This is a genomic window from Rhizorhapis sp., assembly GCF_035276005.1.
Taxonomy (GTDB): Bacteria; Pseudomonadota; Alphaproteobacteria; order Sphingomonadales; family Sphingomonadaceae; genus Rhizorhapis.
Genome location: NZ_DATEMB010000011.1, coordinates 70,613 through 92,978, shown reverse-complemented (window position 1 = coordinate 92,978; position 22,366 = coordinate 70,613). Strand labels below are relative to the sequence as shown.

At 60.2% G+C, this 22,366-nt stretch carries 18 protein-coding genes and 1 tRNA gene; 10 read left to right on the top strand and 9 right to left on the bottom strand.

Annotated features, from left to right (window positions below; genetic code table 11):
• Positions 1 to 302: 302 nt before the first annotated feature.
• From VJS46_RS03830 to VJS46_RS03820, 3 genes are all read right to left on the bottom strand, one after another.
• Positions 303 to 1,685 carry an HlyD family type I secretion periplasmic adaptor subunit gene (locus VJS46_RS03830; protein WP_324058018.1) on the bottom strand — a complete coding sequence of 461 codons (1,383 nt, stop codon included), beginning with the start codon at positions 1,683 to 1,685 and terminating at the stop codon, positions 303 to 305.
• Positions 1,686 to 1,688: 3 nt separating this feature from the next.
• The gene (locus VJS46_RS03825; protein WP_324058017.1) at positions 1,689 to 3,428 is read right to left on the bottom strand and encodes a type I secretion system permease/ATPase; all 1,740 of its coding nucleotides are present in this window, start codon (positions 3,426 to 3,428) and stop codon (positions 1,689 to 1,691) included.
• A gap of 66 nt (positions 3,429 to 3,494) precedes the next feature.
• Positions 3,495 to 6,590 carry a VCBS domain-containing protein gene (locus VJS46_RS03820; RefSeq protein WP_324058016.1) on the bottom strand — a complete coding sequence of 1,032 codons (3,096 nt, stop codon included), beginning with the start codon at positions 6,588 to 6,590 and terminating at the stop codon, positions 3,495 to 3,497.
• A gap of 348 nt (positions 6,591 to 6,938) precedes the next feature.
• Between VJS46_RS03820 and VJS46_RS03815 the strand changes: the two genes are divergently transcribed.
• From VJS46_RS03815 to VJS46_RS03805, 3 genes are all read left to right on the top strand, one after another.
• Positions 6,939 to 9,371, top strand: coding sequence for a Calx-beta domain-containing protein (locus VJS46_RS03815; protein WP_324058015.1), 2,433 nt, complete (start codon positions 6,939 to 6,941; stop codon positions 9,369 to 9,371).
• Positions 9,372 to 9,558: 187 nt separating this feature from the next.
• Entirely contained in the window at positions 9,559 to 9,876 is a 318-nt protein-coding gene (locus tag VJS46_RS03810) for an SIMPL domain-containing protein (protein ID WP_324058014.1), read from the top strand.
• Between the two features lie 309 nt (positions 9,877 to 10,185).
• Positions 10,186 to 10,509 (top strand): nucleotidyltransferase domain-containing protein, encoded by a 324-nt coding sequence (locus VJS46_RS03805; protein ID WP_324058013.1) that lies wholly within the window; start codon positions 10,186 to 10,188, stop codon positions 10,507 to 10,509.
• An 84-nt stretch (positions 10,510 to 10,593) separates the two neighbouring features.
• On the opposite strand, the gene VJS46_RS03800 is transcribed toward VJS46_RS03805, so the two are convergent.
• A tRNA-Leu gene (locus tag VJS46_RS03800) sits at positions 10,594 to 10,680 on the bottom strand.
• 125 nt (positions 10,681 to 10,805) lie between these two features.
• Complete coding sequence (locus VJS46_RS03795) at positions 10,806 to 11,576, bottom strand: zinc-ribbon domain-containing protein (protein WP_324058012.1); 771 nt, start codon at positions 11,574 to 11,576, stop codon at positions 10,806 to 10,808.
• A gap of 136 nt (positions 11,577 to 11,712) precedes the next feature.
• Between VJS46_RS03795 and ftsE the strand changes: the two genes are divergently transcribed.
• Genes ftsE through VJS46_RS03775 form a run of 4 tightly spaced genes read left to right on the top strand, consistent with a single transcriptional unit; the run spans position 11,713 to position 14,546 of the window.
• Positions 11,713 to 12,438 (top strand): cell division ATP-binding protein FtsE, encoded by a 726-nt coding sequence (gene ftsE, locus VJS46_RS03790; RefSeq protein ID WP_324058011.1) that lies wholly within the window; start codon positions 11,713 to 11,715, stop codon positions 12,436 to 12,438.
• 2 nt (positions 12,439 to 12,440) lie between these two features.
• A complete protein-coding gene (locus tag VJS46_RS03785; RefSeq protein WP_324058010.1) occupies positions 12,441 to 13,328 on the top strand; it encodes a cell division protein FtsX in 888 nt (295 codons plus the stop codon).
• Positions 13,325 to 13,858 carry a YdcF family protein gene (locus VJS46_RS03780; protein WP_324058009.1) on the top strand — a complete coding sequence of 178 codons (534 nt, stop codon included), beginning with the start codon at positions 13,325 to 13,327 and terminating at the stop codon, positions 13,856 to 13,858. Before VJS46_RS03785 ends, VJS46_RS03780 begins: the two co-directional genes overlap by 4 nt.
• Before the next feature lies 1 nt (position 13,859).
• Complete coding sequence (locus tag VJS46_RS03775) at positions 13,860 to 14,546, top strand: lysophospholipid acyltransferase family protein (protein WP_324058008.1); 687 nt, start codon at positions 13,860 to 13,862, stop codon at positions 14,544 to 14,546.
• A 28-nt stretch (positions 14,547 to 14,574) separates the two neighbouring features.
• Here the strand turns inward: VJS46_RS03775 and VJS46_RS03770 are convergent, their stop codons facing one another.
• From VJS46_RS03770 to ubiA, 3 genes are all read right to left on the bottom strand, one after another.
• Complete coding sequence (locus VJS46_RS03770; RefSeq protein ID WP_324058007.1) at positions 14,575 to 15,216, bottom strand: ferritin-like domain-containing protein; 642 nt, start codon at positions 15,214 to 15,216, stop codon at positions 14,575 to 14,577.
• 261 nt (positions 15,217 to 15,477) lie between these two features.
• On the bottom strand, positions 15,478 to 16,512 hold the full coding sequence (locus VJS46_RS03765; protein WP_324058006.1) for a right-handed parallel beta-helix repeat-containing protein: 1,035 nt from the start codon (positions 16,510 to 16,512) through the stop codon (positions 15,478 to 15,480).
• 190 nt (positions 16,513 to 16,702) lie between these two features.
• On the bottom strand, positions 16,703 to 17,605 hold the full coding sequence (gene ubiA, locus VJS46_RS03760) for a 4-hydroxybenzoate octaprenyltransferase (RefSeq protein WP_324058078.1): 903 nt from the start codon (positions 17,603 to 17,605) through the stop codon (positions 16,703 to 16,705).
• A 122-nt stretch (positions 17,606 to 17,727) separates the two neighbouring features.
• Here ubiA and VJS46_RS03755 point away from each other — a divergent pair, with 122 nt between their 5' ends.
• Both VJS46_RS03755 and VJS46_RS03750 read left to right on the top strand, forming a co-directional pair.
• Entirely contained in the window at positions 17,728 to 18,474 is a 747-nt protein-coding gene (locus tag VJS46_RS03755) for a 16S rRNA (uracil(1498)-N(3))-methyltransferase (RefSeq protein WP_324058077.1), read from the top strand.
• Between the two features lie 80 nt (positions 18,475 to 18,554).
• Positions 18,555 to 19,928 (top strand): glutamate--cysteine ligase, encoded by a 1,374-nt coding sequence (locus VJS46_RS03750; protein ID WP_324058005.1) that lies wholly within the window; start codon positions 18,555 to 18,557, stop codon positions 19,926 to 19,928.
• Positions 19,929 to 20,154: 226 nt separating this feature from the next.
• On the opposite strand, the gene VJS46_RS03745 is transcribed toward VJS46_RS03750, so the two are convergent.
• Positions 20,155 to 21,453 carry a methyltransferase family protein gene (locus tag VJS46_RS03745; protein WP_324058004.1) on the bottom strand — a complete coding sequence of 433 codons (1,299 nt, stop codon included), beginning with the start codon at positions 21,451 to 21,453 and terminating at the stop codon, positions 20,155 to 20,157.
• A gap of 116 nt (positions 21,454 to 21,569) precedes the next feature.
• Here VJS46_RS03745 and VJS46_RS03740 point away from each other — a divergent pair, with 116 nt between their 5' ends.
• Positions 21,570 to 22,343, top strand: coding sequence for a LuxR family transcriptional regulator (locus VJS46_RS03740; protein ID WP_324058003.1), 774 nt, complete (start codon positions 21,570 to 21,572; stop codon positions 22,341 to 22,343).
• The last annotated feature ends 23 nt before the right edge of the window (positions 22,344 to 22,366 follow it).

Sequence of the window (22,366 nt, the reverse complement as noted above, 5' to 3'; positions counted from 1 at the left end):
TCGGGATTACTCGCAAGCTTTGCCCCAATGCTACTTTACACACTTAAGGCGAGCGGCATCGGCCTTATCGGTGGCAGGCCCGGCGTCGACGCACTCGAGCGGACCTCATGCTGATGTTGGGGACCGACTATCCCTATTCGGAATATCTGCCCAAAAAAAACGACCGTCGTGCAGATCGATGAACGCGCCTTCGCGCTCGGTCGCCGCACGGCTGTCGCGTTGGGCGTGGTCGGCTCAGTACGTCCGGCGCTGCGCATGCTGCTCGCCCGACGGTCCGACCATTCGACCGGCTGATCAGTGAATCAATTCTCCCGGAATGATCTCCATAGAGATTGGGTGAGCGGCTCGAACGCATATTGCAGCGCGGTGCGTTTCTTGAGCGGCACCAGGACCTGCACGGGCATGCCTGCCCGGAGGGCAAAGTCGCGTCCGCGCAGACCTTGGATAATCGCAAGCTCCGAGGGAGGCACCGTCACTTCGGCTGAATAATAGGACTCGCCGGTCCGTTCGTCCTGAAAGCTGTCAGCGGACAGGCGCGTCACCTTGCCGGAAAGAATGGGGAGTTCCCGCTCGTGAAGGCTTGCAAAGCGGATTTCCGCCTGCTGACCGATGGTCAGATCGTCCGCGTCATTAGGTGAAACCCTGGCTTCAATGACCAGCATCGCCTTGTCTGGCACCACGTCCATCAGCCTTTGACCCGGAGTAATGACGCCGCCCACCGTGAAAACATTCAGGCCCATGACCCTACCCGTAGCCGGAGCGCGAATGCGAGTGCGCTCCAGTTGGTCCTTGGCGGCATTATATTTGGGAAGCAGCTCCGCCAGCGCATATTCGACGTCGCGCAATTCCGACGCGCTTTTCTCGCGAAAACTCTTTTCCGCTTCAAGCTGCCGCAGGCGGTTTTCCCCTGCTTCGGCTGAAGATTGAGCGACACTCGCGACATATTGCCCCTTGCGGCCGACCAGATCCGCGCGCGCCCGCTCCAGCGCCCTCAGGCGGGTCTTGGAGACAAAGCCTTTGGCGGCGACCTCCTGAAGGCTGTCCAGTTCTTCGGTGATCAGCCGTTCCTGTTCGGCGGACGCATCGGCTTGCCGCCTATATCCTTCTGCGCCTTCCAGCGCTTGCGCTGCCTGTTGGCGAAACACTCCGGCCTGCGCCGAAAGTACAGCCATGCGGGCACGGAACTGCGCAGTCTGCAGACGCATGGCGGCCTCAGCCTTGTTACTGTCCTCACCTTTCATCTGGGCAAATTCGGCGGGCCAGCGAATGGCGCCCGCACCAAGCTGTTCGGCCTCGAGTCTAGCCCTCTGGGCCTGGAGCTCAATCAGCTGCGAACCAAGGGCGCGCTCTTGTGCCCGAACCTCCGCCGCGGCCAGTTCGACGAGTAGCTGGCCTTGCCGTACCCTTTGCCCTTCCCTCACATATATGGCGCCCACCACGCCGCCATCGCGATGCTGCACGGCCTGGCGCTGGCCGGAAACGGTGAGGCGGCCGGGCGCATAGGCCGCAGCGTCCAGGCGCGCGAAGGCGGCCCAGCCAAGAAAGAGGACAAAGAACAGCGCCGCAACGATTAGGCCCAAACGGATGTCCCTGTCGGGCCGGTCCTCAAGGTCCTGCCCGGAAGCGATCGGATTGGCGGGGATATCTATGGCGCGCCCATCGGCTGTGGTGACCACTTGGCTCATGGTTCAGGCCTCCGCCACCTGAGGGGGCTTGCCACGAGGCCCGACCGCCTTCAGCCGTCCCAGAACCTCATCGCGCGCGCCAAACGCGTCGATGCGTCCTTCGCGCAGCACCATTATCTTGTCGACTACGCCCAATATGCCCATGCGGTGCGCAACAAGGATGATTGAGGCGCCACGGATTTTGAGGGCCGCGATCGTCGCGACAAGCTGGGTTTCTCCCTCAGCGTCGAGATGGGCATTGGGCTCGTCGAGCAGCACGATGGGCGGTGCGCCGAAAAGAGCACGGGCAAGTCCGACGCGCTGGGCCTGGCCTGCCGACAGCCCGCGGCCGCCCCAGCCCAACAGGCAGTCATAGCCACCCGGCAAGCGCAGGATCATCTCATGCGCGCCGCATTGCCTGGCAGCCTGCACGGCGGCTTCATCGATGGCAGCGGCCTCGCCGGCCAAATGGTTCTGAAAGCGCGCGATATTTTCCTTGACCGTTCCGGCAAAAAGCGACGTGTCCTGCGGCAGATAGCCAACATGACGCGCAAGCCGCTCCGGATCCCAGTCACTTCTCTCCGCACCATCAAAGCGGACCGAGCCGCGATCCGGCCGCGCTGCGCCCGCCAGCATACGAATGAGCGTCGATTTTCCCGCGCCGCTTGGTCCCAGGACGGCAATCACCTCGCCAGGCGCAACGCCGAAACTGATGTCCGACAAGACCGTACCATCTTTGGCGGCGTTGAGAACCGTCAGATGCTCAACCGAAATACGGCCACTGGGCGCGGGCAGTTGCGTCAAGGCAATGTCGGGTTCCCGCGCATCCAACAGGTCGCTCAATTTCGCATAGGCCGTACGAGCCTGAACTACGCTGCGCCAGGCGCCCAGCAGCTGATCAAGGGGGGCAAGGGCCCGGCCGATAAGGAAGGAGGACGCGAAGATGGCGCCCGCCGAAATGGCGTTGCCGATGGCAAGCCATGCACCCAGCCCCAGAGCCAGGGACTGAAGCGCCATGCGAAGGAACTTGCTGAGCGTCATGTAGCGGCTGGCCACCAAACTCGCGCCCGTCTGCAGCCGCATCATCTCTTCACGTTCATGGAGGTGCCGCCGAACTAGCGGCCCGCGCATGCCGAGAGCCCGAATGACATCGGCGCCCGCGAGCGCCTGTTCCTGGCTCACATAGGCGCGGCTCGCCGCCTCATTGGCTTCCCGGAGCGGCCCATTGGTCAGCTTCTCATTGCGAAGGGCAATGAGAAGGAGGACCGTGCCCCCGGCAAGGGCAAGGGCCCCTATCGCCGGATGAATAATGAAGCAGATGAGGACGTAGACAGGGCTCCAAGGCGCATCAAAGAAGGCGAGGATGGCAAGACCGGTCAATGCTTGCCGCAGAGTATCGAACTCTCGCAGCGCCTGCTTGCGCATGGCATCGCCGGTGCGTGCGCTGGAGGCCAGCAGGGTGTCTAGCAAATGTCCCGACAGCTGGCGGTCGAGCCGAACGCTCGCCCGCACCAGCAGGCGCGCGCGCACGAAATCAAGCAGCGCCATGGTGATGAGCGCGAACAGGACCACAAGCGTCAGGAAGATCAGCGTCAGCTTTCCCTGCGTCGGCACCGCCCGGTCGTAGATCTGGAGCATGTACAGCATCGGGGCGAGGAACAGCAGGTTGAGTAACACGCTGAACCCGGCAGCCGCCAGGAAATGCCGCCGGCAGGCCTGCAGCGCGGCGGCGATAGGCCGGGATGGCTGTCGAAAATCAAGCATGGTCCCTCCAACAGCGCATGGTCTTATCAGAAGAGTCTGAATCTTTTCGAAAGCCCATCCCAATATTTAGAAATTGAAATCGACGCCAGCCTCCCCTGACAGGCTGGTGACGCCCAGAAGCTGGATCGCCATTTCCGCCGTTCCCACATCACCATCGGTATCGACATAGACGGTCGCATTGCCGCTGTTCACAGCATACCAGACACCGTTTGCGGTCGCCGTGGTACCCCCGAAGCTGAATGCCGGATCCCCGGCCGCGGCCCCGTTCGCGTCGATTGCGGACAGATCGATCAGGTCATTGCCGTTCTGGTTGAAGTCGGCAATGATATCCCCCGTGTCCAGCACCGACAGATAGCGGAACGTGTCGTTGTCAGCCCCGCCGTTCAGGCTATCGGCGCCATAGCCGCCCACGATGATGTCGTTACCGCCGCCCCCATTGATGCTGTCGTTCCCAGAGCCGCCATTGATGGTGTCATCGCCCAGGTCACCGAACAGGAAATCAACACCAGAGCCACCGAAAATCTGGTCAACGTGCTCATCACCATGGATGGTGTCGATGCCCGACTGGCCATAAAGACTATCGGCATGACTACCTCCATTTATGATGTCATTGCCAGTTCCACCATAGACTTGGTCAGTCGCATCGCCAGCGTTGATGATATCATCCCCACCGAACCCGTTAATGATGTCCTTGTCGTTAGAGGACGTGTCGCCGATCAGGGTCTCTCCCGCATTAGTGCCATTGACGAGTAGAACATTCTGCGCTGAGCTGCCGACATCAGCATCATGATCATCGGGACCAGCACCATCATACACTGGAGCCACAACAATAGCGTCCGAATGGCCCTGAATGGCAATGCTCACCACTTGCGAAGCCCCGTCAGTCGTAAACACGGTGAAGTTGTCAGCCAGGCTGCCACCATTGTTCAAAGCGTTGACAGTGGGATTGCTATTATCCAGTTGATAGGTCCAGTGGCCCGCCGCATCCACGGTATAGGAGCCATATGACGTCGACGAAGGCGCAGCCACTGCTACGAAAGCGTCATCAGGACCGTCAACATCGTCCGCGTCCAGATTGCCGCTGATGGCTGCGGGTGGTGCATCTTCCACTATGGTGCCGCTGCTGTCGCCCGTGATCACCGCCGCGTCATTGGTCCCGAAAATCTTGACCGATACGCTGGTTGGTGTCCCGTCCGCCGCCAGGACGGCGAAGCTGTCGGAATAGGTCTGGCCCGCAGCAAACTCATCATGCGCGCTGTCGGAGACATAGGTCCATGCGCCATCGGCGGCAATGCTGAACTTGCCATAGTTGCCCACGACATCTGCCTGCGCCTGGAAGGTTTCGGCGCTATCCACATCGCTGATCGCCAGCATGCCGGACGCGCCGACATCCGCCGCTGAATCCGTCTCGGTAAGCGTCACCGCTGCCGGAGACAGCAAGGCTGCATCATTGGTGCCCAGGATATTGATGGTTACGCTGGTAAAAGTGCCGTCCGATGACCGTACAGGGAAGTGTTCGGTATAGATTTGTCCAGCGACGAATTCATTATGCGCACTGTCGGCGACATAGGTCCAAGCGCCGTCGGCCGCGATGCTGAACCTGCCATAATTGCCTGGGGTGTCGGTTTGCGTCTTGAAGATCTCAGGACTGTCAACGTCGCTGATGGTCAAAACCCCCGACGCGCTGATGCTGATTGCTGCATCCGTTTCGGAGAGATTCTCCACGGCTGAAGACAGCAGGGCAGCATCGTTCACGCCGTTGATGGTGATTTGCACCTGCTGCGTCGTGCCGTCTGCGGTGGTTACAGTCACCATGTCAGACAGAGTGTCGCCATCATTGAGCGCCTGCACCGTCGCATTTTCATTGTCGACCGTATAGCTCCACGCCCCATCGGCATCGATTGAGAAATGACCATAGGTCTTCTCGGCATTGTTCTGCTCGACAAAGGCTGCGGAGCTATCCACATCGGCTGCATCGAGATCGCCAGTGGCGGTCGGCACACCAGGCACCGCATTCAGGAATCCGCTCGCCTCCGTCACTGATCCTGTCACATTCCCCGTGATCACCGCAGCATCGTTTGCACCGAGAATCTTGATCCCGATCTGCTGCTTTGTACCGTCGGCGGTCTCTACCGTCACCGTCTCTATAAGCTCACCGCCAATATTGAGCGCCTGCACGGCGGCGTTTTCATCGTCGACCGTGTAGCTCCATTCGCCATCCATATTGATCGAGAAATGGCCGTAGCTCGTCCCCACATCATTCTGCTCGGCAAAAGCGGCGGAGCTGTCGACGTCGGTAGCGTCCAGGTCGCCGACGGCGGTCAACACACCCGCCGTGCCGTTCGCAATCCCGCTCGCCTCGGTCACTGATCCAGTCACGTCGCCAGTGATAACCGCCGCATCATCGACGCCGTTCAGTGTGATCTTGACGACATTATCGGCGCGAGCCCCGTGCTCATCCGTCACGTAAACGTTGAAATTCAGCTCCAGGGGAGAAACCAGCGCATTGATGGCCGCGTCGTCCGGCACAAAGTTCCAGTTGCCCGCCGCATCAACAGTAAAAGTGCCATAGGGGCTTTCCCCATTCTGACCCTCGGCCAAGCCGTAGGTCAGTTTTGCTCCATGATCGACGTCATGGCCCGCCAACTGTCCGCCAACAGACGAAAAGTCGTCATACACCTGTGTATCTGTATAGGCCTGTGCGGTGGCGCTGAGTGTCGGGCCGTCATTTTCGCCTGTGATTTCCACCGTCACCTTGGCGGTGCTCAGCACGCCATTGGCCATGCGAGCGGTATAGTAAAAGGTGGTGCTGACGACCTCGCCTTCAGCCAGTTCGCCGATTACTCCGAGCATGCTGGTCAGGTCAAAACCCACCGTACCATCGGCATTCATGATCAATTTGCCGGTATAGCTCTGACCATTAAAATTGACGTTGAAACTATCCTCGCTGCCGGCAGCCTCCTGACCGATGTTTCCTGTACTTGTGGGTTCTGTGCTTGATACACTCCACAGCGATGCCGACCCAGGATCATTGCCCAGCACATTCAGGCTGCCCGCTAGGGAACCGTCTTCACTCAGCCAGTCCAGATTATCGCCGCTGAAGCTATCGTCCTTCGCCGCGCTGTTGGTGATCGCTACTTTAATGGTGGTTTTTGCAGCCATGTCCCGCCCCTAATCTCGGGACCTAGTCCCAAGAATTCCGTTAAATTCAAACCTTTGCGAATCGACGCCCCCGCGCATGAAGTTCGCTATAGATCAGCTTGGTTGGTGGTCCGATCATAGTAAATATGACGAAAGCTATATTTCCCGGCCCTGTCCCAATGTTGATCAACCTGAGCGACAAAAGTTAAGCGCCTGGAGCCGCCAAGCATTATCTGATTGTCTCGAAACTGGACTGGAGTGAATTTCTTGATTTCACTCCTTGTGCTTTGCTTCGCACAAGGCAACCATCGCGGTTCTGCGATTCGAGTGTAAGCATGTGAGGAGCGCGTCGCAGCGGGGGGAGATCAGATGGCCAAGGCACCCAAGCCTGCAGTAGGGAAGACGTTCAGCGGCAATAATCGCGATAATGTGATCGTGGGCACGAGCTATGATGACGTGATCTACGGGAATGGCGGGAACGACATTTTGACCGGCGGCGGGGGAGCCGACACGATCTCCGGAGGCAGCGGGGCGGACACGTTCCGTTATTTGGCTTACTCGGATTCCAGACCTGTGGGGGGGGTCGACCGGATCACAGATTTCGATCCTTCACAGGATCTCATCGACCTTACTTCACTCGGCGGCGCAGTGCTCGTGTCCAGCTATGACCCGGCTCTCGGCGGGCGCCAGGCGACGCTCACTTATGACGGCCAAATAACCATTCTTGCATGGTATGACGGCAGCTCCACGGCGGTGTTCGAGCTTCATCTGACCGGCCGCCATGACAATCTCGACGGCATTGCGGGAATAACCATGCCTCCCCCTCCACCGCAATTGCCTGAAGTGGCGATATCGGACGTCGAAGTGAACGAGTCCGACCGCACGGTGACATTCACGCTGGTACGCAGCGGAGAGGCAGCGGCCACATCCTCCTCGACGGTGGGTTTCACGAGCGCCGATGGAACCGCGACCGCGGGCCTCGACTATATTGCCGCATCGGGATCTGTCACTTTCGCGGCCGGTCAGACGGTCCAGACTGTTACCCTCTCTCTGCTTGGCGACTACGCCATCGAGGGCTCCGAGTCCTTCTCGCTCCTGCTGACGCCGCTCGCGAATGCGAACGTGATCGATGACAGCGCTGTCGCAACGATCATTGATGATGACCGGCCGTCCCAAGAATCCGACAATCTTACCGGCACCGAAGCGAATGACGTTGTCGATCTGCTTGGCGGCAACGACCTATTCGACGGCTTGGGCGGGGACGACCTGATCGGCGGTGGAGATGGGCATGACCGGCTACGTGGCGGCGACGGCAACGATATCCTAGACGGCGGCGCGGGCAACGACGTCCTTATCGGCGACGGCGGTTTCGACAGGCTTAGCGGCGGTTCGGGCGATGACGTGCTGAGCACATCCGGCGAAGGCCTCGACACGCTCGACGGCGGCCTCGACAATGACGTGCTCGACCTTGCCAATCTCGACTCAGGCGTCAGCGTCCACGGATTCGAGTTTGGCGGTTTCGAGGTACGCAAGGGGACGCTCATAGCCCAGGTCACCAACGTCGAGCAGATTCTTGCGACCAGCTTCGACGACATCGCCGATTTCCGGTTTTCTACCACCGGCATGTCCATCAATGGGGGTGGCGGCGCGGACATGCTCATCGGGGGCAGCGGCAACGATGAGCTTTTGGGCGGCGACGGTGACGATTTGCTCGATGGCCTTTCCGGCGCGGACAGCCTCTTGGGAGGCGCAGGCAACGACCTGCTGTTGCTCGCCGATCCGCAAGGAACGGGAACTGACTTTGTGGACGGCGGCGATGGGAAAGACACGCTCGACCTGCGAGACCTGCCGATTGGCGGTCTCTACATCGACAGCAGCTTCACCGGAGGCAATGTTTCGATCCACTCTATGGATCAATCGCGCCATGTAGCTGAGGTCACCGGCGTTGAAGCCTGGATCGGCTCAATGGAGGCGGACAGCTTTTACCTGAGCGCTTTGACTGACTCGCTTGTCATCGAGGGTCAGGCGGGCGACGACAACATCGCCGGGGGCAGCGGCGACGATCATATCTATGGCGGCAGTGGCAATGATTGGCTGAACGGCTATCTTGGCAACGATTATCTGGACGGCGGTGACGGTGTGGACGCGGTGTCGATCGCGTTCGGCAACTCGACTTCGGGGATCACATTCGCGTTCCAGGCAAACAGCCCTGACAATCCACTCATCATCACGGACAACTATGGTACTCAGACCATCGTCAATGTCGAGCAAATGACATTCGACGGTTCAATGTTCGCGGACGATGTCACCGGCGGTTCCGGTCACGACTTCATCGGGGGCTATGACGGCGACGATCGCCTCGACGGCGGCGGCGGCAATGACGTGATCTACGGCGATGCAGGAGCCGATGTACTGATCGGCGGGGCTGGCGCCGACCTGTTCATGGCCAATCACGACGGCGCCACGGACACTTACCTCTATCTCGGTCTCACGGACTCAAATGCCGCCGCCGGCATCGACACGATCGACTACGCGTCCGAGGACGTGATCGACGTCTCGCAAATCGACGTCGATACCGAAGCGGAGGGGCAGCAGCCTGGCAACTGGTTGTTCGTCGGCGAGACCTATCAGCCCGGAGCGGGCGCGCAGGCGACCCTCATTTGGGATGCCGAAGCGGAAGTCACCCGCCTCAGCCTATACCTCGACGATGGCAATACAGACGCCGACTTCGTGCTTCAACTCACCGGTCCGCAGGATCAAGTGACGATCCTCGGCGTCACCTACCCGGAGTTTAGCTTTTAGCTCGATTGCGCTGTGCGGAACCACTCCTGGCGCCCACGGCGAACATGCCTCATCTAGAGCCGACATTCGGAACATTGACGGTCCAAAATCATCAACGTGACGGTCCGCCACGTGGACAAGGCGGGCGCTGCTGTGACTGCGGTGACCGAAGCCGGCGCAAAATATTGTTAACGGGCCCAATCTCACGATGAGCGACCCGGAAACCACGGCAAACATTGCATATACCAACGCTTACAAAGCAGCGCGGCGCCGCGCAGAGGCCTATGCCGAAGCGGCCGGCATGAAAGTAAGCCGGATACTATACATTCGCGATGCCGGCGGATCGCAGGGTACGCGCTACTTGCCACCGGCCGAAGTTGCCGCACGCGTAGAGGCCGCGCCTCCCGCTGTTTCACTGCAAGCCGCGCCGCCGCCTACGCCGGAACAAGGTGGCGCAAGGATCATGGCCAGGCAGACAACCAGCGATGTGTCTATACAGGTGGACTTCGCACTACAGCCGCAATAGCCTTGGCAGCACCACAAAATATAACTGCATTTTTTGTAGCGAAGACCGGTGAATTGCATAACTGCACATGTATTATGTTCGCTACCTAGGCGTGTATTAAACGACGTGAGAGAAGAGTTATCCCTTTCATCTAATCAATCACCTTTCATTCCAGAATTTACGTAGAATACTCAGAACTTTCCTAGTACAATATCGTATTCCATTTCTCCAACCCACGCTCTAAATTTAATCTCCCTTTGCATATACAAACATTGAACCACGTATCTATAAACGCGCAAGTGGGCGGGATGGATAGCGCTGGAGCATGATGTGAACGGATTGCTAGAAGCAGACAGAGTAGCAATTGTGCAGTGGGCGGAGAGGCACGTTGAGATTGCGCGGGTGTACCTCTATGGCAGTCGCGCTCGTGGCGACCACCATGCAGCTAGCGACATTGACCTGGCTATTATGATGGACGCGCCCAACGCTGACAAAGCTTACGCAATATGGTCGGCGTTCAAATCAGATTTCGACGAAGCTCCCGACCTGCATCTCTCAGCGGAGGTACAGTTGGAGTGGTTTGCGAAGGACGCGGGTTTGGGGAAGGTCGGAAGAGGCGTCGAAACCGACGGCGTGCTGTTGTTTGAGCGCTAACGCCGAAAGGTGAAACAGAAGGTGGAATGAGGATTTCGAACTCACCCATAAAATCCAAGCATTTGAAATGCTTGGATTAAGTTCTGGTGCGGTCGAGAAGACTCGAACTTCCACGGCCTTTCGGCCACAACGACCTCAACGTTGCGCGTCTACCAGTTCCGCCACGACCGCACACAATGAACTGCCGGGCAAACCGGCATCTGGCAGGGGCGTGCCATTAGCAAAGCGGATCGGGCAGCGCAACTGATGAAACGTCCATGCGGCTGATTTTTCCTCAGGGCGGCCGGATCGCTGGATCAAGCGCCGCTATCGGCGAAGGTAAGAGTCAGATTTCGTGCCTTTTTGGGGATATCGATGCGGCTTTCATGAAAAGTCGCCTGATCGCCGGGGCCCAGTTCCTTGACCGGCGGCCTTATGGTCCAGCCGAACACCAGCCGATCCTGATCGTCGCGCATCTCCACGACGATGGGCGGCACGGCCAGTGACCGGTCGCTGGCGTTCACTATGCGGCCGGAAAAAGCGAAATATTCATCGCCCGAGGGAAGCTGCCGCCGCTCAGGCTTGCGTGGCATGTCGAGCAGAAGGTCAGGGTCCGTGCCTTCAGCCGTTAAACCCAGGTTCACAGCCCAGCCCGGCGTGCCGAGATAATAGAGCGCGCCGCCAAGCGCAGCCACGGCCATGGCGAAGGCGATAGCGGCCATGGTCCAGAGCTTGGCAGGGTTGCGGCGCGGGCGGAAAGGCGGCTCGTGCGCAAAGCTGCTCGCCTGCTGTTCCTCGACCGCCGGTTCCTCGCCGGCGTCCGGCTCAGGCCGGTCGAACTGCATGGAAGGGGGTGGGGCCGGGGCGGCCAGCTCGCTGACCGGAGGGATGGTTTCTGCCGCGGCCGCAGCAGTCACGCCTGCCGCCTCCGCCATCACCGGCACCGCCTCTTCGCGCGGCGGAAGCTGAGCACCTTCCTGGAACCAGCTATGCCTGCAAGCCGCGCATCTGACCGATCGCCCACCGGGGCCAATAGCACTGTCAGGCACGATATAGCGCGTGGCGCATTGCGGGCAGACAAGGATCATTCCGCTTCTAAACACAGCTTGGGCGTCAAGAGCAAGCGCTGAAGATGGGGCCGCCTTTTTTCATGACTTTACGGGCAAGGCGTGGCTGTGCGATGGCATGAATAGTTAAGGGGTGGAAGAAGGAGCGGGCGGACCCTTGTCCAGCATCGTCCAGTTTGAAAATGTCGGACTGCGCTATGGATTGGGCGCGGAAATCCTGTCCGACATCAATCTCGCCCTTGACAAAGGCGCCTTTTATTTCCTGACCGGCGCATCGGGCGCCGGGAAAACGTCGCTGCTCAAGCTGCTTTATCTGGCCCAGCGGCCGAGCCGGGGGCTTATCAGGATGTTCGGAGAAGATGTGGTGACGCTTCCCCGCAAGCGGTTGCCCGGTTTCCGGCGGCGTATCGGAGTGGTTTTCCAGGATTTCCGCCTGGTGCCGCACCTTTCCGCCTTTGACAATATCGCCCTGCCGCTCCGGGTGTCCGGCGTTTCGGAAAAGGAGCTTGAAACGCCGGTGAATGAACTGCTTGGCTGGGTCGGGCTTGCCGATCGCGCCAGCGCCCGCCCGGCGACACTTTCCGGCGGCGAACAACAGCGCGTAGCGATTGCCCGCGCCGTCATTGGCAGGCCGGAGATTTTGGTCGCCGACGAACCCACCGGCAATGTCGATCCCGAAATGGCGCAGCGGCTGATGCATTTGTTCGAAGCGCTGAACAAGCTTGGCACGACGGTGGTCGTCGCCACCCACGACGTCCATCTACTGAGCCGTCTGCCCGGCGCGCATATGATGCGCCTTGAAAAGGGGCGTCTTTCTGACCCGACAGGGGCGCTCCGCTATCCGCCGCGCCCAGTCCAGCCCGCGGCGCAGGAGGGGCGCTGAACATGCGCAGGGGACGAAGGAACGTTGCCATCCGGCGCGTGCTGCCCGAAGGCCGCTTGTCCGGCCCGATGCCGTGGGTCATCGCGATCATGATGTTCCTTGCCATCCTTGCGGCTGCGGCGGGCATCGGTCTTGATCATGCCGCCCGCTCGCTACGGGCGGACCTTGCGGGGCGCGCGACGATCCAGATCGTTGAGGCCGATGCCGAAATCCGCGAAGAGCAGGCTGGCCGCATCATGGCTGAGCTTCGCCGTTATCCGGCGGTCGCTGGCATCGCCCGCGTGAGCGATACGGAACTGAAGGCCGCGCTTCGTCCGTGGCTGGGCGACGACCTTGGCGATGCGGAACTGCCGATTCCCGCCATGATCGACATTGAGCTCGCTCCCGGAGCCCAAGGGATAGGCGCGTTGCGGGACGCGGTTACGGCCATCGCGCCTTCCGCACGGGTGGAGCCGCATGCCGCCTTCCTTGATCCCCTGGGGCAGCTTGTGCAGGCGCTCAAATGGCTCTCACTTGCGCTGGTGCTGCTCATGACGCTTGCCACCGCCGCGATTGTCGTGCTCGCGGCCCGCGCGGCGCATAACAGCCACCGCACCACGATAGACGTGCTGCACCTCATGGGGGCGACCGATCTTCAGATCGCGCGCCTGTTCCAGCGCCGCATCGCTCTTGATGCGCTGTTCGGCGGCTTGGTTGGGCTTGCCGGCGCTGGCGGGGTGCTCGCCTTGCTGGGTGTGCTGGGACGGAAGATCGGATCGGACCTTATCGGCGCCACTGCCCTTCCCGATTATGGCTGGGCCATACTCCTGCTCCTTCCCATGGGCGGCGTCCTGCTTTCGATGCTGACGGCGAGAACGACGGTACTTAAAGCCCTGAGACGTTCGCTATGATCCGCCGCCTTCTGTCCTTCCTGCTGCTCGCCTGGCTGCTGGGCTTTGCCTGGTTCGCCCTCCTGCTGCCGCAGCCCCTGGGGCCGGAGCGCAAGACGGATGCCATTGTCGTGCTGACCGGCGGGTCGGGCCGGATCGGCCGGGGGTTGGAGCTGCTGAAAGCGAGCACAGCGGATGCAATGCTCATCTCCGGCGTCGACCGCGACGTTCGCCCTTCCGAACTCGCCCTTGCCTATGAGGCGCCCGAAAGCCTGTTCGAATGCTGCGTCACGCTGGGACATGAGGCGGTCGACACCCGGTCCAACGGCATCGAGACGGCACATTGGATCGAGCGGCGCAAATACCGCTCCGTGCGCCTCATCACCACGGACTGGCACATGCGCCGCGCCCGTTTCGAGCTGGAACAGGCCTTGCCGGGCTCGGTGGATATCGAGGCAGACGCCGTCAGCAGTCGCCCCAGCCTCAGCATATTGTTCAAGGAGTATAATAAATATCTGCTCCGCCGGGCGGCAGGGCTGCTTGGAATTTGAAATGGTACTGCTGCGCTCGCTCCTTTACACCGCCATCTTCTATCCGATGAGCTTGCTCTATGTCCTGGCGGCAACCGCCATGCTGCCCCTTGGGCAGCCTGCGATGATCCGGGCGGCACGAAGCTGGGCATGGCTGCATCGTTTCTGCGTGACAAGGCTGCTCGGCCAACGGGTGCGGGTGGAGGGCGAAATGCCCGAAGGTCCATTTCTCTATGTCTTCAAACATGAAGCCATGTTCGAAACCATCGAGATATTAGGCCTGTTCGAAAAGCCTGCGATCCTCGCCAAGGCGGAACTCACCCGAATGCCCTTGTGGGGAAGGTTGGCCCTTGCCCATGGCGTCATTCCCGTGGAACGCGACGCCGGGGCCACGGCATTGCGGGCGATGATGAGAGCCGCCACTCGCGCCTTGGCCGACGAACGCCCGCTCTGCCTGTTCCCGGAGGGCACGCGCGTGCCCCATGGGGAAAGACCACCGCTCCGGTCAGGTTTTGCAGGCCTCTACAAGATGCTGAAAGTGCCGGTCGTTCCCGTTGCCCTCGACAGCGGACGGGTATCTCCCAGGAACAGCTTTCTGAAGCGGCCAGGGGTAGTCACTTTCCGCGTGGGAGAGATCATCCCTCCCGGTCTGCCGCGCGCGGAGGCCGAGCAACGGGTCCACAGGGCGATCAATGCGCTCAATGCGTGAGAGGATCTGCGCCGGGCCAAAAGTCCCTTCAGACCCCCTCCTGCTTGGCGGTCCTGTTGATCGTGGCTTCCGCAAGCTCCGTCAGATCATGGTCCAGCTTTCCTTCGGCGTCCGACCATTCCGCAAATTCGCTGGCTTCGGCATTGCGGCCAAGTAGCTGGGCATAAGCGGCGATCGTTCCCAGCGTCGCGATCCGGTAGTGGACGATCCGCTGAAAGGAAGCGATGATGGCTGCGTCGCGCAGCGATGCATCGCCCCTTATCTTCAACATCTTGTGCGCTTCGGCCTCCAGGGCCCGCATCGCGTCATCCTTGTGTGTCCTGGCCGAGGCGCCGCATTGCTGGATGATCTCCGAGATCCGTCTGCGCTGAACCTCGATTTTGCCTTCGTGCCGCCGCAGCCGCTTGGCCAGCTCGTCATTGTGCGCTGCTTTGGCGAGGCGCGAAAGCAAGGCAGTCAATTCTCCATCCGCATGACGCAATTCCTGCAGTTCAGCCACATAAAGCGCCTCCAGGCTGTCGATGCGGGAAGCTTCGCTCATATGGGGCAGCAAATTCTGCCACCAACGGCCGCTGCTGGAGGTCTGGCTTCCCTGAGCAGGTTGCTTCGTCTCACCTTCCTCGCTCTTTCCGGATGCCATGCGCCAGACGAGATAACCAAGTCCCGCCACTCCGATGGTCCCTGCCAAAGACAGCAGGGATATACGCGGATAGTTCCGGCTTCCGCGACCCCTGCGGCTCCATTGGCTGCGGCTACGCAATCTGTCGGCAAAGTGCATGTTCATGGCTACTGCTCCCGCGGGCGGCGGAAGGCCGCCCTTTTCCTGAATCAAAAAGGAAGCGTAACGCGGGTGGGCCGCCCACGAATTAACCTGGATTAGGGGATTGTGAAACCTATCCCTCGAACAGCACCCATAACCCGGCAATTGCCGCTAAAGCGCGCATCCGGGGCCAAAGCTCTTCACGGTATATTTGCCGCCAATGAAGAATTTGGTTCCAACCGGAACGTCAAGCTCGCAGGAATTGACGGTGACGCTCTTCGCATCAGGTTCGATATACAGCACCGGCGCCGTCGTCGTGGAGGTCGCGACCAGCTTGTCGATGACCACGTCGGCGCCGGTATTGACCCACACATGCGCGGCTTCGGCATTGACCAGCGGCGTCCCGCTGTAAATCGTGCCGGTCCGCACCGTCGCCCAGAGGCGGTAGTTCCGCTTGTTACGCTCTGCATGGGTGTCGTTGAGCACCGTGTTGCTGGACTTCAGGTCAAAGCCCGCATCGCTGTTGTCGTTGGAAGTCACTCGCTCGATGAGGATGCTGTTCACCGGCCGCTCAGTCGCGATCCCGTCTCCATTGGTATAGGTGCCCGGCACGGTCACCATCTGGAAGCCGCCGATATAGCCATCGGAGATGGTGATGTTGCTGCCTTCATAAATGGAGATGCCGATCGGCAGGTCGGGCGACACCTGTTGCTGCGCGCGCATGCGGATGTTGAAGTTCCTGATCGTCACTCCGTTGACATCGCCCCGCAGGCGAATGCCCTCGCGCTGCAGTTCCACGGCCTCGAAATCATGGACATTGAGGTTCCGGATAATCGCGCCCGTTTCGGTATAAAGCGCATATTTCGGGCCCTCGATACGCACCGGGCCCACGGTCGCGCTTTCCACCGTGCCCTTGATCCGGATCGCCACGCCACCCGCCATTTGGATCAGCGCGGCCGTCCATGTGTTGAACGACTTCAGGAGCGTTTCCGTGGTGACCGCAGTGTCGCTGGTCGTGGTCGTGGTGGTTGCTGCCGTTCCCGCCGTCTGCTCCGCCGATCCGCCGGTCAGCGCCAGCGTCTCCGTCTGCAAGGTGGACGATGGGGAGGCACTTGCCGGGGAGGACGACTCACCGCCGCCGCAGGCCGTCAGAGCCGGAATACAGGCCGCAAGCAATAACGACATGGGCTTGTTAAAGCACATCATACTGAATTCCTTCAATAAACTGGATTAGTAATCGGGAATTCAGCGTTCATTTACATGTCGTAACGACTTAGCTGCCGCAGATATTCTCGACCCGTTCGAGAATGGATTTGCCGCAATTTGGATAAGTTGAAGTTAATGGCAAAGCTGTGGTGTAATTTTTTCATTGCGATCCCGTTATATATTTATGGCGCTAGGCCGTTCCGACCACGAAACAGCCCAGGAACATTAGCAGGCCGGCAAATTGATTGGACCGGAACTTGTAAAGGGGGTCCATCCCATCTTCTTTCAATGCGGCCACTTGCCAGGCGAGATGCACTGCCATCGGCAACAGCGCGAGCAGGGCCAGCGCCTGCGGCCGCACCTGCCAGATCGCCGCCGCCCAGAACAGCAGGGCCGCAGCGTAGAAGATTGCCACCCCCATCCGCACATGCCGGCCCATGCGGAGCGCGCTCGACTTGATGCCGATCAGGGCATCATCCTCCTTGTCCTGCAAAGCATAGATGCTGTCATAGCCGATCACCCAGCAGATGCAGCCGGCGTAGAGCGTGAGACCTGGCAAGCTGAGCATCCCTGCCACCTCGCTCCACCCCACCAACGCCGCCCAACTGAACACCAGCCCCAGCCAAGCCTGCGGCCACCAGGTGATCCGCTTCATGAAAGGATAGGCCGCGACGGGCGCAAGGCTCGCCAGCGCCACCACCGCTGCATAGGGCGACAGTTGGACCAGCACCACCAGGCCGGCAAGGCACAAGGCAAGCAGCCACACAAGAGCGGCCTTCAACGACACGGCCCCGCTTGCAAGCGGGCGGCTTCGCGTCCGCTCCACTCGCGCGTCCAGGTCGCGATCCACCATGTCATTATACACGCATCCTGCCCCGCGCATGACGATACTGCCCAGCATCAACCACAGGATCAGGTCCCATTGCTCGACCGCGCCCCCCGCCAACGCCACGGCCCATGGCCCAGGCCAGAATAGCAGCACCCAGCCGACCGGCCGGTCGAAACGTGCCAGCAATGCGAATGGGCGGGCGGCGCTTGGCAGCATCGCCACCAGGCCGCGCGCTTGGGTGTCGGGGACTATGGTATCGCTCAAATCATCCTCCGTCTGCCTCAAGCCAAGCCGAAGGACACTGAGCTGTTTCAACATGTCTCGACTTCGCCCGATACGAACGGCAATAGGAGGATCGCCCAGAAGTGGAAAGACAGAAGACCGACATGCCCGCAACTCCCGCCTGGCCTCCTCAGAGCGCCCCCCGGCTTTTTGTCGATGCGCCGCTGGGTCAGGGCGTGGCTGTTCCCCTGGACGGCAACCCTGCCCATTATCTTCTCTCCGTCATGCGGGTGAAGGAGGGCGACATCGTCCTCCTCTTTGACAATCGCACCGGAGAATGGGCCGCAGAGGCGCATGACATCCGCAAACGCGACGTGACCCTCCGCGTCGTCCAGCAGACAAGGCCGCTGGAAAAGGTTCCCGACTTCTGGCTCTGCGCCGCTCCCATCAAGAAGGGCCGCATTGATCTGGTCGCAGAGAAAGCCTGCGAGTTGGGCGTCGCGAGACTTCAGCCGGTCCTTACGCGCAGAGCCGTGGTCGACAGGCTCAACCTCTCCCGCCTGCAATCGCATCTGGTCGAAGCGGCTGAACAATGCGGCCGCACCGCCCTGCCGGAGCTGCCGGAGATGGTGAAACTTTCCGGGCTTCTCACAAACTGGCCCAAGGGCCGCCACCTCTTTTTCGCCGATGAACAGGGCGGCACGCCAATGGCCCAAGCGCTGGCTTCCCGCCCCGGCCCAGCCGCCTTCCTGATCGGCCCGGAGGGCGGCTTCGATGATGAGGAACGCGCCCTCATCCGCGCTCATCCCGCTGCTGTGGCGGTCTCGCTTGGCCCGCGCATCCTGCGCGCGGAAACCGCCGCAATCGCCGCCACCTCTATTTGGATGGCTCTATCGGGCGACTGGAATTGATAGGCAATCTCTATCGATTTCTAGTTACAATTGAAAACTTTTCTATTGGCCGGAGTGCGGCGAACCGTTAAAGGCCCGACATGAGCACGCGCACAGAGTCCGGCGGAGAAGATCCTGCCATCGAATCCCGCGATCAACTGGTCGCCCTGTTCGCGAGCGGCGAAAAACCGCCGGAAAAATGGAAAATCGGGACGGAACATGAAAAGTTCGTCTACTCGCTAAAGGATCATCACGCCCCCTCCTATGAGGAGGAAGGCGGCATTCAGAGCCTCCTCTGCGGTCTTACCCGCTATGGCTGGAAGCCAGTGTTCGAGGGGGAGACCGTCATTGCCCTTTCCGGCCCTGACGGCACGATCAGCCTGGAGCCCGCCGGTCAGCTTGAATTGTCGGGCGCGCCGCTCGACAATCTTCACCAAACCTGCGCGGAGACCGGCCGGCATCTGGAGCAGGTTAAACATGTCGGCGACCTGCTGGGCGTTGGTTTCCTGGGCCTTGGCATGTGGCCTGACAAGACCCGCGAAGAGCTGCCCATCATGCCCAAGGGGCGCTACGGCATCATGCTGCGCCACATGCCGCGCGTTGGAACAATGGGTCTGGACATGATGCTGCGCACTTGCACCATTCAGGTCAATCTCGACTATTGCAGCGAAGCGATGATGGCGAAGATGTTCCGCACCTCGCTCGCGCTTCAGCCGCTCGCGACCGCGCTTTTCGCCAACAGCCCCTTTACCGAAGGCAAGCCCAACGGCTTTCTTTCCTATCGCAGCCACATCTGGTCGGATACCGATCCCGCGCGCACCGGCATGCTGCCTTTCGTGTTCGAGGATGGCTTTGGCTATGAACGCTATGCTGACTATGCGCTCGATGTGCCGATGTATTTCGTCTATCGCGACGGCCGCTATATCGATGCCGCGGGGCAGAGCTTCCGCGATTTCCTGAGAGGTGAACTTCCCGCGCTTCCCGGCGAAAAGCCGCGGCTCAGCGACTGGAGCGATCATCTCTCGACCGCCTTCCCCGAAGTGCGCCTGAAGACCTTCCTTGAAATGCGCGGCGCGGACGGCGGGCCCTGGAACCGGATTTGCGCCCTTCCTGCCTTCTGGGTCGGGCTGCTCTACGACGGTGCAGCCCTCGATGCCGCCTGGGATGTAGTAAAGGGCTGGACCATGGAGGAACGCCAGGCTCTGCGCGACAGTGTTCCCCGTCTTGCTCTCGATGCACCCATTCCGGGGGGACGCAAGCTGCGTGACATCGCGCGGCAGATAGTCGAGATTTCTTCAGCGGGCCTTACCGCGCGTAACCGCCTCAACGGCTCGGGCGACAATGAAACAGGCTATCTCGACGCGCTTCAGGAGATTGTCAGCACCGGCAAAGTCCCCGCCCAGCGCCTGCTCGACCATTATCACGGCGCCTGGAAAGGCGACCTCAGCCGGATCTATGAGGAAGAGAGTTTCTGATTTTCAATCTCCCGCGCCTATAGTGGCCGGCAAATGGCGATCACTCCTCCCTGCGTTGGGGCTGAGCCTGTCAGCCCAGTATTTTCCGTTCGTGTCGAGCGAAGTCGAGATACGCTTAGGCCGGGTCAGGGCCCCTCGGTATAAGGCTTAGATAAGCACCGCCCGCGATTTGATTTCAGGCTCGCCGCTGCAATGCCCGGTACACCAGTTCCGCGTCTGCATGCACCTACTCCGCTGCTGCCAACTCGCGCTTCCGCCCCGTCAGCCAGGCGACCAATTTCGGCACGGGGCCGTTCCGCTCCATCCATTCGGCATAGGCGACATAGTCGGGATCGGCCGACAGATGAGCCTCCTCCGTGCGTGCGCGCCAATAATAGACTCCGCTCACAACAGCCAGCAGGGCGGTGTTCCGCACCATGTCCGTCAGGCTTCCATTGGTGACCAGGAAAGGCAGCGTTGAAAGCCACCAGAACAAATTCTTCGACAGATAGGCCGGATGCTTGCTCCAGCGATAGGGCCCATGGGTCAGAATTCCCCGATGCGTCAGGTTGGAAAAGCGCAAGCCGAACGCCACGGTCGCCCAGGCATAGATGGCCGTCAGCGCCACCAGCACCGCGCCCGCCACCCACAGCAGCACCGGGTGCCCAGCAAACCAGACGCTCCAATCCTGTGTGCCGGAATGATAGTCGAGCGGACCGCCATTGTTCATAAGCACGAAGGGCGGGTAGCAGATGAGCGCAGCCACCCAGCCCGCCATGGTCGGCTCGGCTGTTCGGATATGCGCATCCAGCGGCTTCATTGTCAGCAAATAACCGACGGTCGCAAAGGCGACGTCAACGACAAACATCAGCGCGATCAGGAACCGGGCAAGCTCCACGGGACCCGCAAAAATGCCGGCGCTCCCCACATGTATCATGTCGGCAAAATTTCCCGGCACGATGGACAGCATGAACGCCAGGAAAAAGCCCTTCACCAGCCAGCTTCGCAGATGGTTCTTCACAGCGCCCCGGTCCGGCCGCCCGGCTCCTCCCACCACGAGCTGCCCAAAGGCATAGGCGCCGTCGCGCGGCTCTATCATGCGGCGGTCGAGCCAGATCACATAGGGAATGGACAATATGAACAGCCATGGCGCGGCGGCGGCGAACATGTCCATCGCGAACCGGTAACCGCCATCCCAGTACCAGCGTGCGAGGCAGTAAAGGATCGCAATCCCCGCCCATGTCGCCCATAAGCCCGCAATCTTTACCAGGCTGATGTCCAGCGTCTCCCTGAGCGGCTTGGGGTTCTTCCAATCGATTCCAGTCGAGGGCCGCAAATGCACCTTGTCCATAAGAAGCGACCACAGCACCATCGGCACGCCGCAGGCCAAAACCCCGGCCATGCCTGCATAGGATCCGTCCATCCCGAAATGCAGCGCCACGGCCACCCAGAGCATGAGACCGACAAGACCGGCAATGCCCACTCCATGGCTCACCGCAGAAGGGGGGCAGAGATCGGATTTCAGATGATGGTTTGGCGCGTCCATGACGCAGGGATGTAACAGAAAAGGGTAAGCAAGGAGTGAATGAAGACACCGATCATATTGACAGCATAACTTTTGCTAAATAGCCTTTTGGACAATGTTCAAAAGAATTTCCTGCCATGAATGATCTGAATGATGTCACGACATTCATAGAAAAATCTAGCCGTGTTACACATTATAGAGAACTTGAATCCCTGATGGTCGATGTGACGAAGGAACTCGGGTTCAACTATTATGCGCTTATCCACCATGTGGATCTGTCCAGATACTCCATGGACCTTCAGCATATGGCCGATGGCGGGCTTCTGGCCCTGTCCAATTATCCTGAAAGCTGGATCGAAACCTATGTGGAACGCAACATTGTCGCCAATGACCCGGTTCTTCTTGCCAGTCAGCGCACCAGCGTGGGCTTCGTCTGGGAAGATATGGGGCAGCTCATAAAGGTAACGCCGGTACATCATGCCATTATGGAAGACTCGCGGCGAGCGGGAGTTGCTCAGGGATTCACCATTCCTGTGAATATCCCCGGAGAAGCGAACGGATCGTGCGCCTTTGCCGTAAGAACCGGCCGCGCTTTGCCTGTCCGTAATCTGCCGCTGGCGCAGCTTGTCGGCTCCTTCGCCTTCCAGGCGGCACGCAAGCTGGTCCTCTCTGCCCAGTCTTCGTCCCTTGGGCAGCAGCGGCCGCTCAGCGAAAGGCAGCTTCAATGCGTAACGCTAGTGGCCCGAGGCAAATCCGATTGGGAAATCGGCCGAATCCTGGGTATTTCCGAAGAAACCGTGAAAAGGCACCTTGCTCTAGCACGGGCTCATTATGACGTACCCAAGCGCATTCAATTGGTGACGAGAGCCATTTTTGAGGGGCAAATCGCCCTCGCGGATGTGCTGAAATGAATGTCAATTCCCCCAAAACGGGC

What these genes read in the sequence shown, in the direction of transcription:
- VJS46_RS03830 (WP_324058018.1), bottom strand. Translation starts at nt 1,685, where the DNA reads ATGAGCCAAGTGGTCACCACAGCCGATGGGCGCGCCATAGATATCCCC.
- VJS46_RS03825 (WP_324058017.1), bottom strand. Translation starts at nt 3,428, where the DNA reads ATGCTTGATTTTCGACAGCCATCCCGGCCTATCGCCGCCGCGCTGCAG.
- VJS46_RS03820 (WP_324058016.1), bottom strand. Translation starts at nt 6,590, where the DNA reads ATGGCTGCAAAAACCACCATTAAAGTAGCGATCACCAACAGCGCGGCG.
- VJS46_RS03815 (WP_324058015.1), top strand. Translation starts at nt 6,939, where the DNA reads ATGGCCAAGGCACCCAAGCCTGCAGTAGGGAAGACGTTCAGCGGCAAT.
- VJS46_RS03810 (WP_324058014.1), top strand. Translation starts at nt 9,559, where the DNA reads ATGAGCGACCCGGAAACCACGGCAAACATTGCATATACCAACGCTTAC.
- VJS46_RS03795 (WP_324058012.1), bottom strand. Translation starts at nt 11,576, where the DNA reads ATGATCCTTGTCTGCCCGCAATGCGCCACGCGCTATATCGTGCCTGAC.
- VJS46_RS03785 (WP_324058010.1), top strand. Translation starts at nt 12,441, where the DNA reads ATGCGCAGGGGACGAAGGAACGTTGCCATCCGGCGCGTGCTGCCCGAA.
- VJS46_RS03780 (WP_324058009.1), top strand. Translation starts at nt 13,325, where the DNA reads ATGATCCGCCGCCTTCTGTCCTTCCTGCTGCTCGCCTGGCTGCTGGGC.
- VJS46_RS03775 (WP_324058008.1), top strand. Translation starts at nt 13,860, where the DNA reads ATGGTACTGCTGCGCTCGCTCCTTTACACCGCCATCTTCTATCCGATG.
- VJS46_RS03765 (WP_324058006.1), bottom strand. Translation starts at nt 16,512, where the DNA reads ATGATGTGCTTTAACAAGCCCATGTCGTTATTGCTTGCGGCCTGTATT.
- VJS46_RS03755 (WP_324058077.1), top strand. Translation starts at nt 17,728, where the DNA reads ATGCCCGCAACTCCCGCCTGGCCTCCTCAGAGCGCCCCCCGGCTTTTT.
- VJS46_RS03750 (WP_324058005.1), top strand. Translation starts at nt 18,555, where the DNA reads ATGAGCACGCGCACAGAGTCCGGCGGAGAAGATCCTGCCATCGAATCC.
- VJS46_RS03745 (WP_324058004.1), bottom strand. Translation starts at nt 21,453, where the DNA reads ATGGACGCGCCAAACCATCATCTGAAATCCGATCTCTGCCCCCCTTCT.
- VJS46_RS03740 (WP_324058003.1), top strand. Translation starts at nt 21,570, where the DNA reads ATGAATGATCTGAATGATGTCACGACATTCATAGAAAAATCTAGCCGT.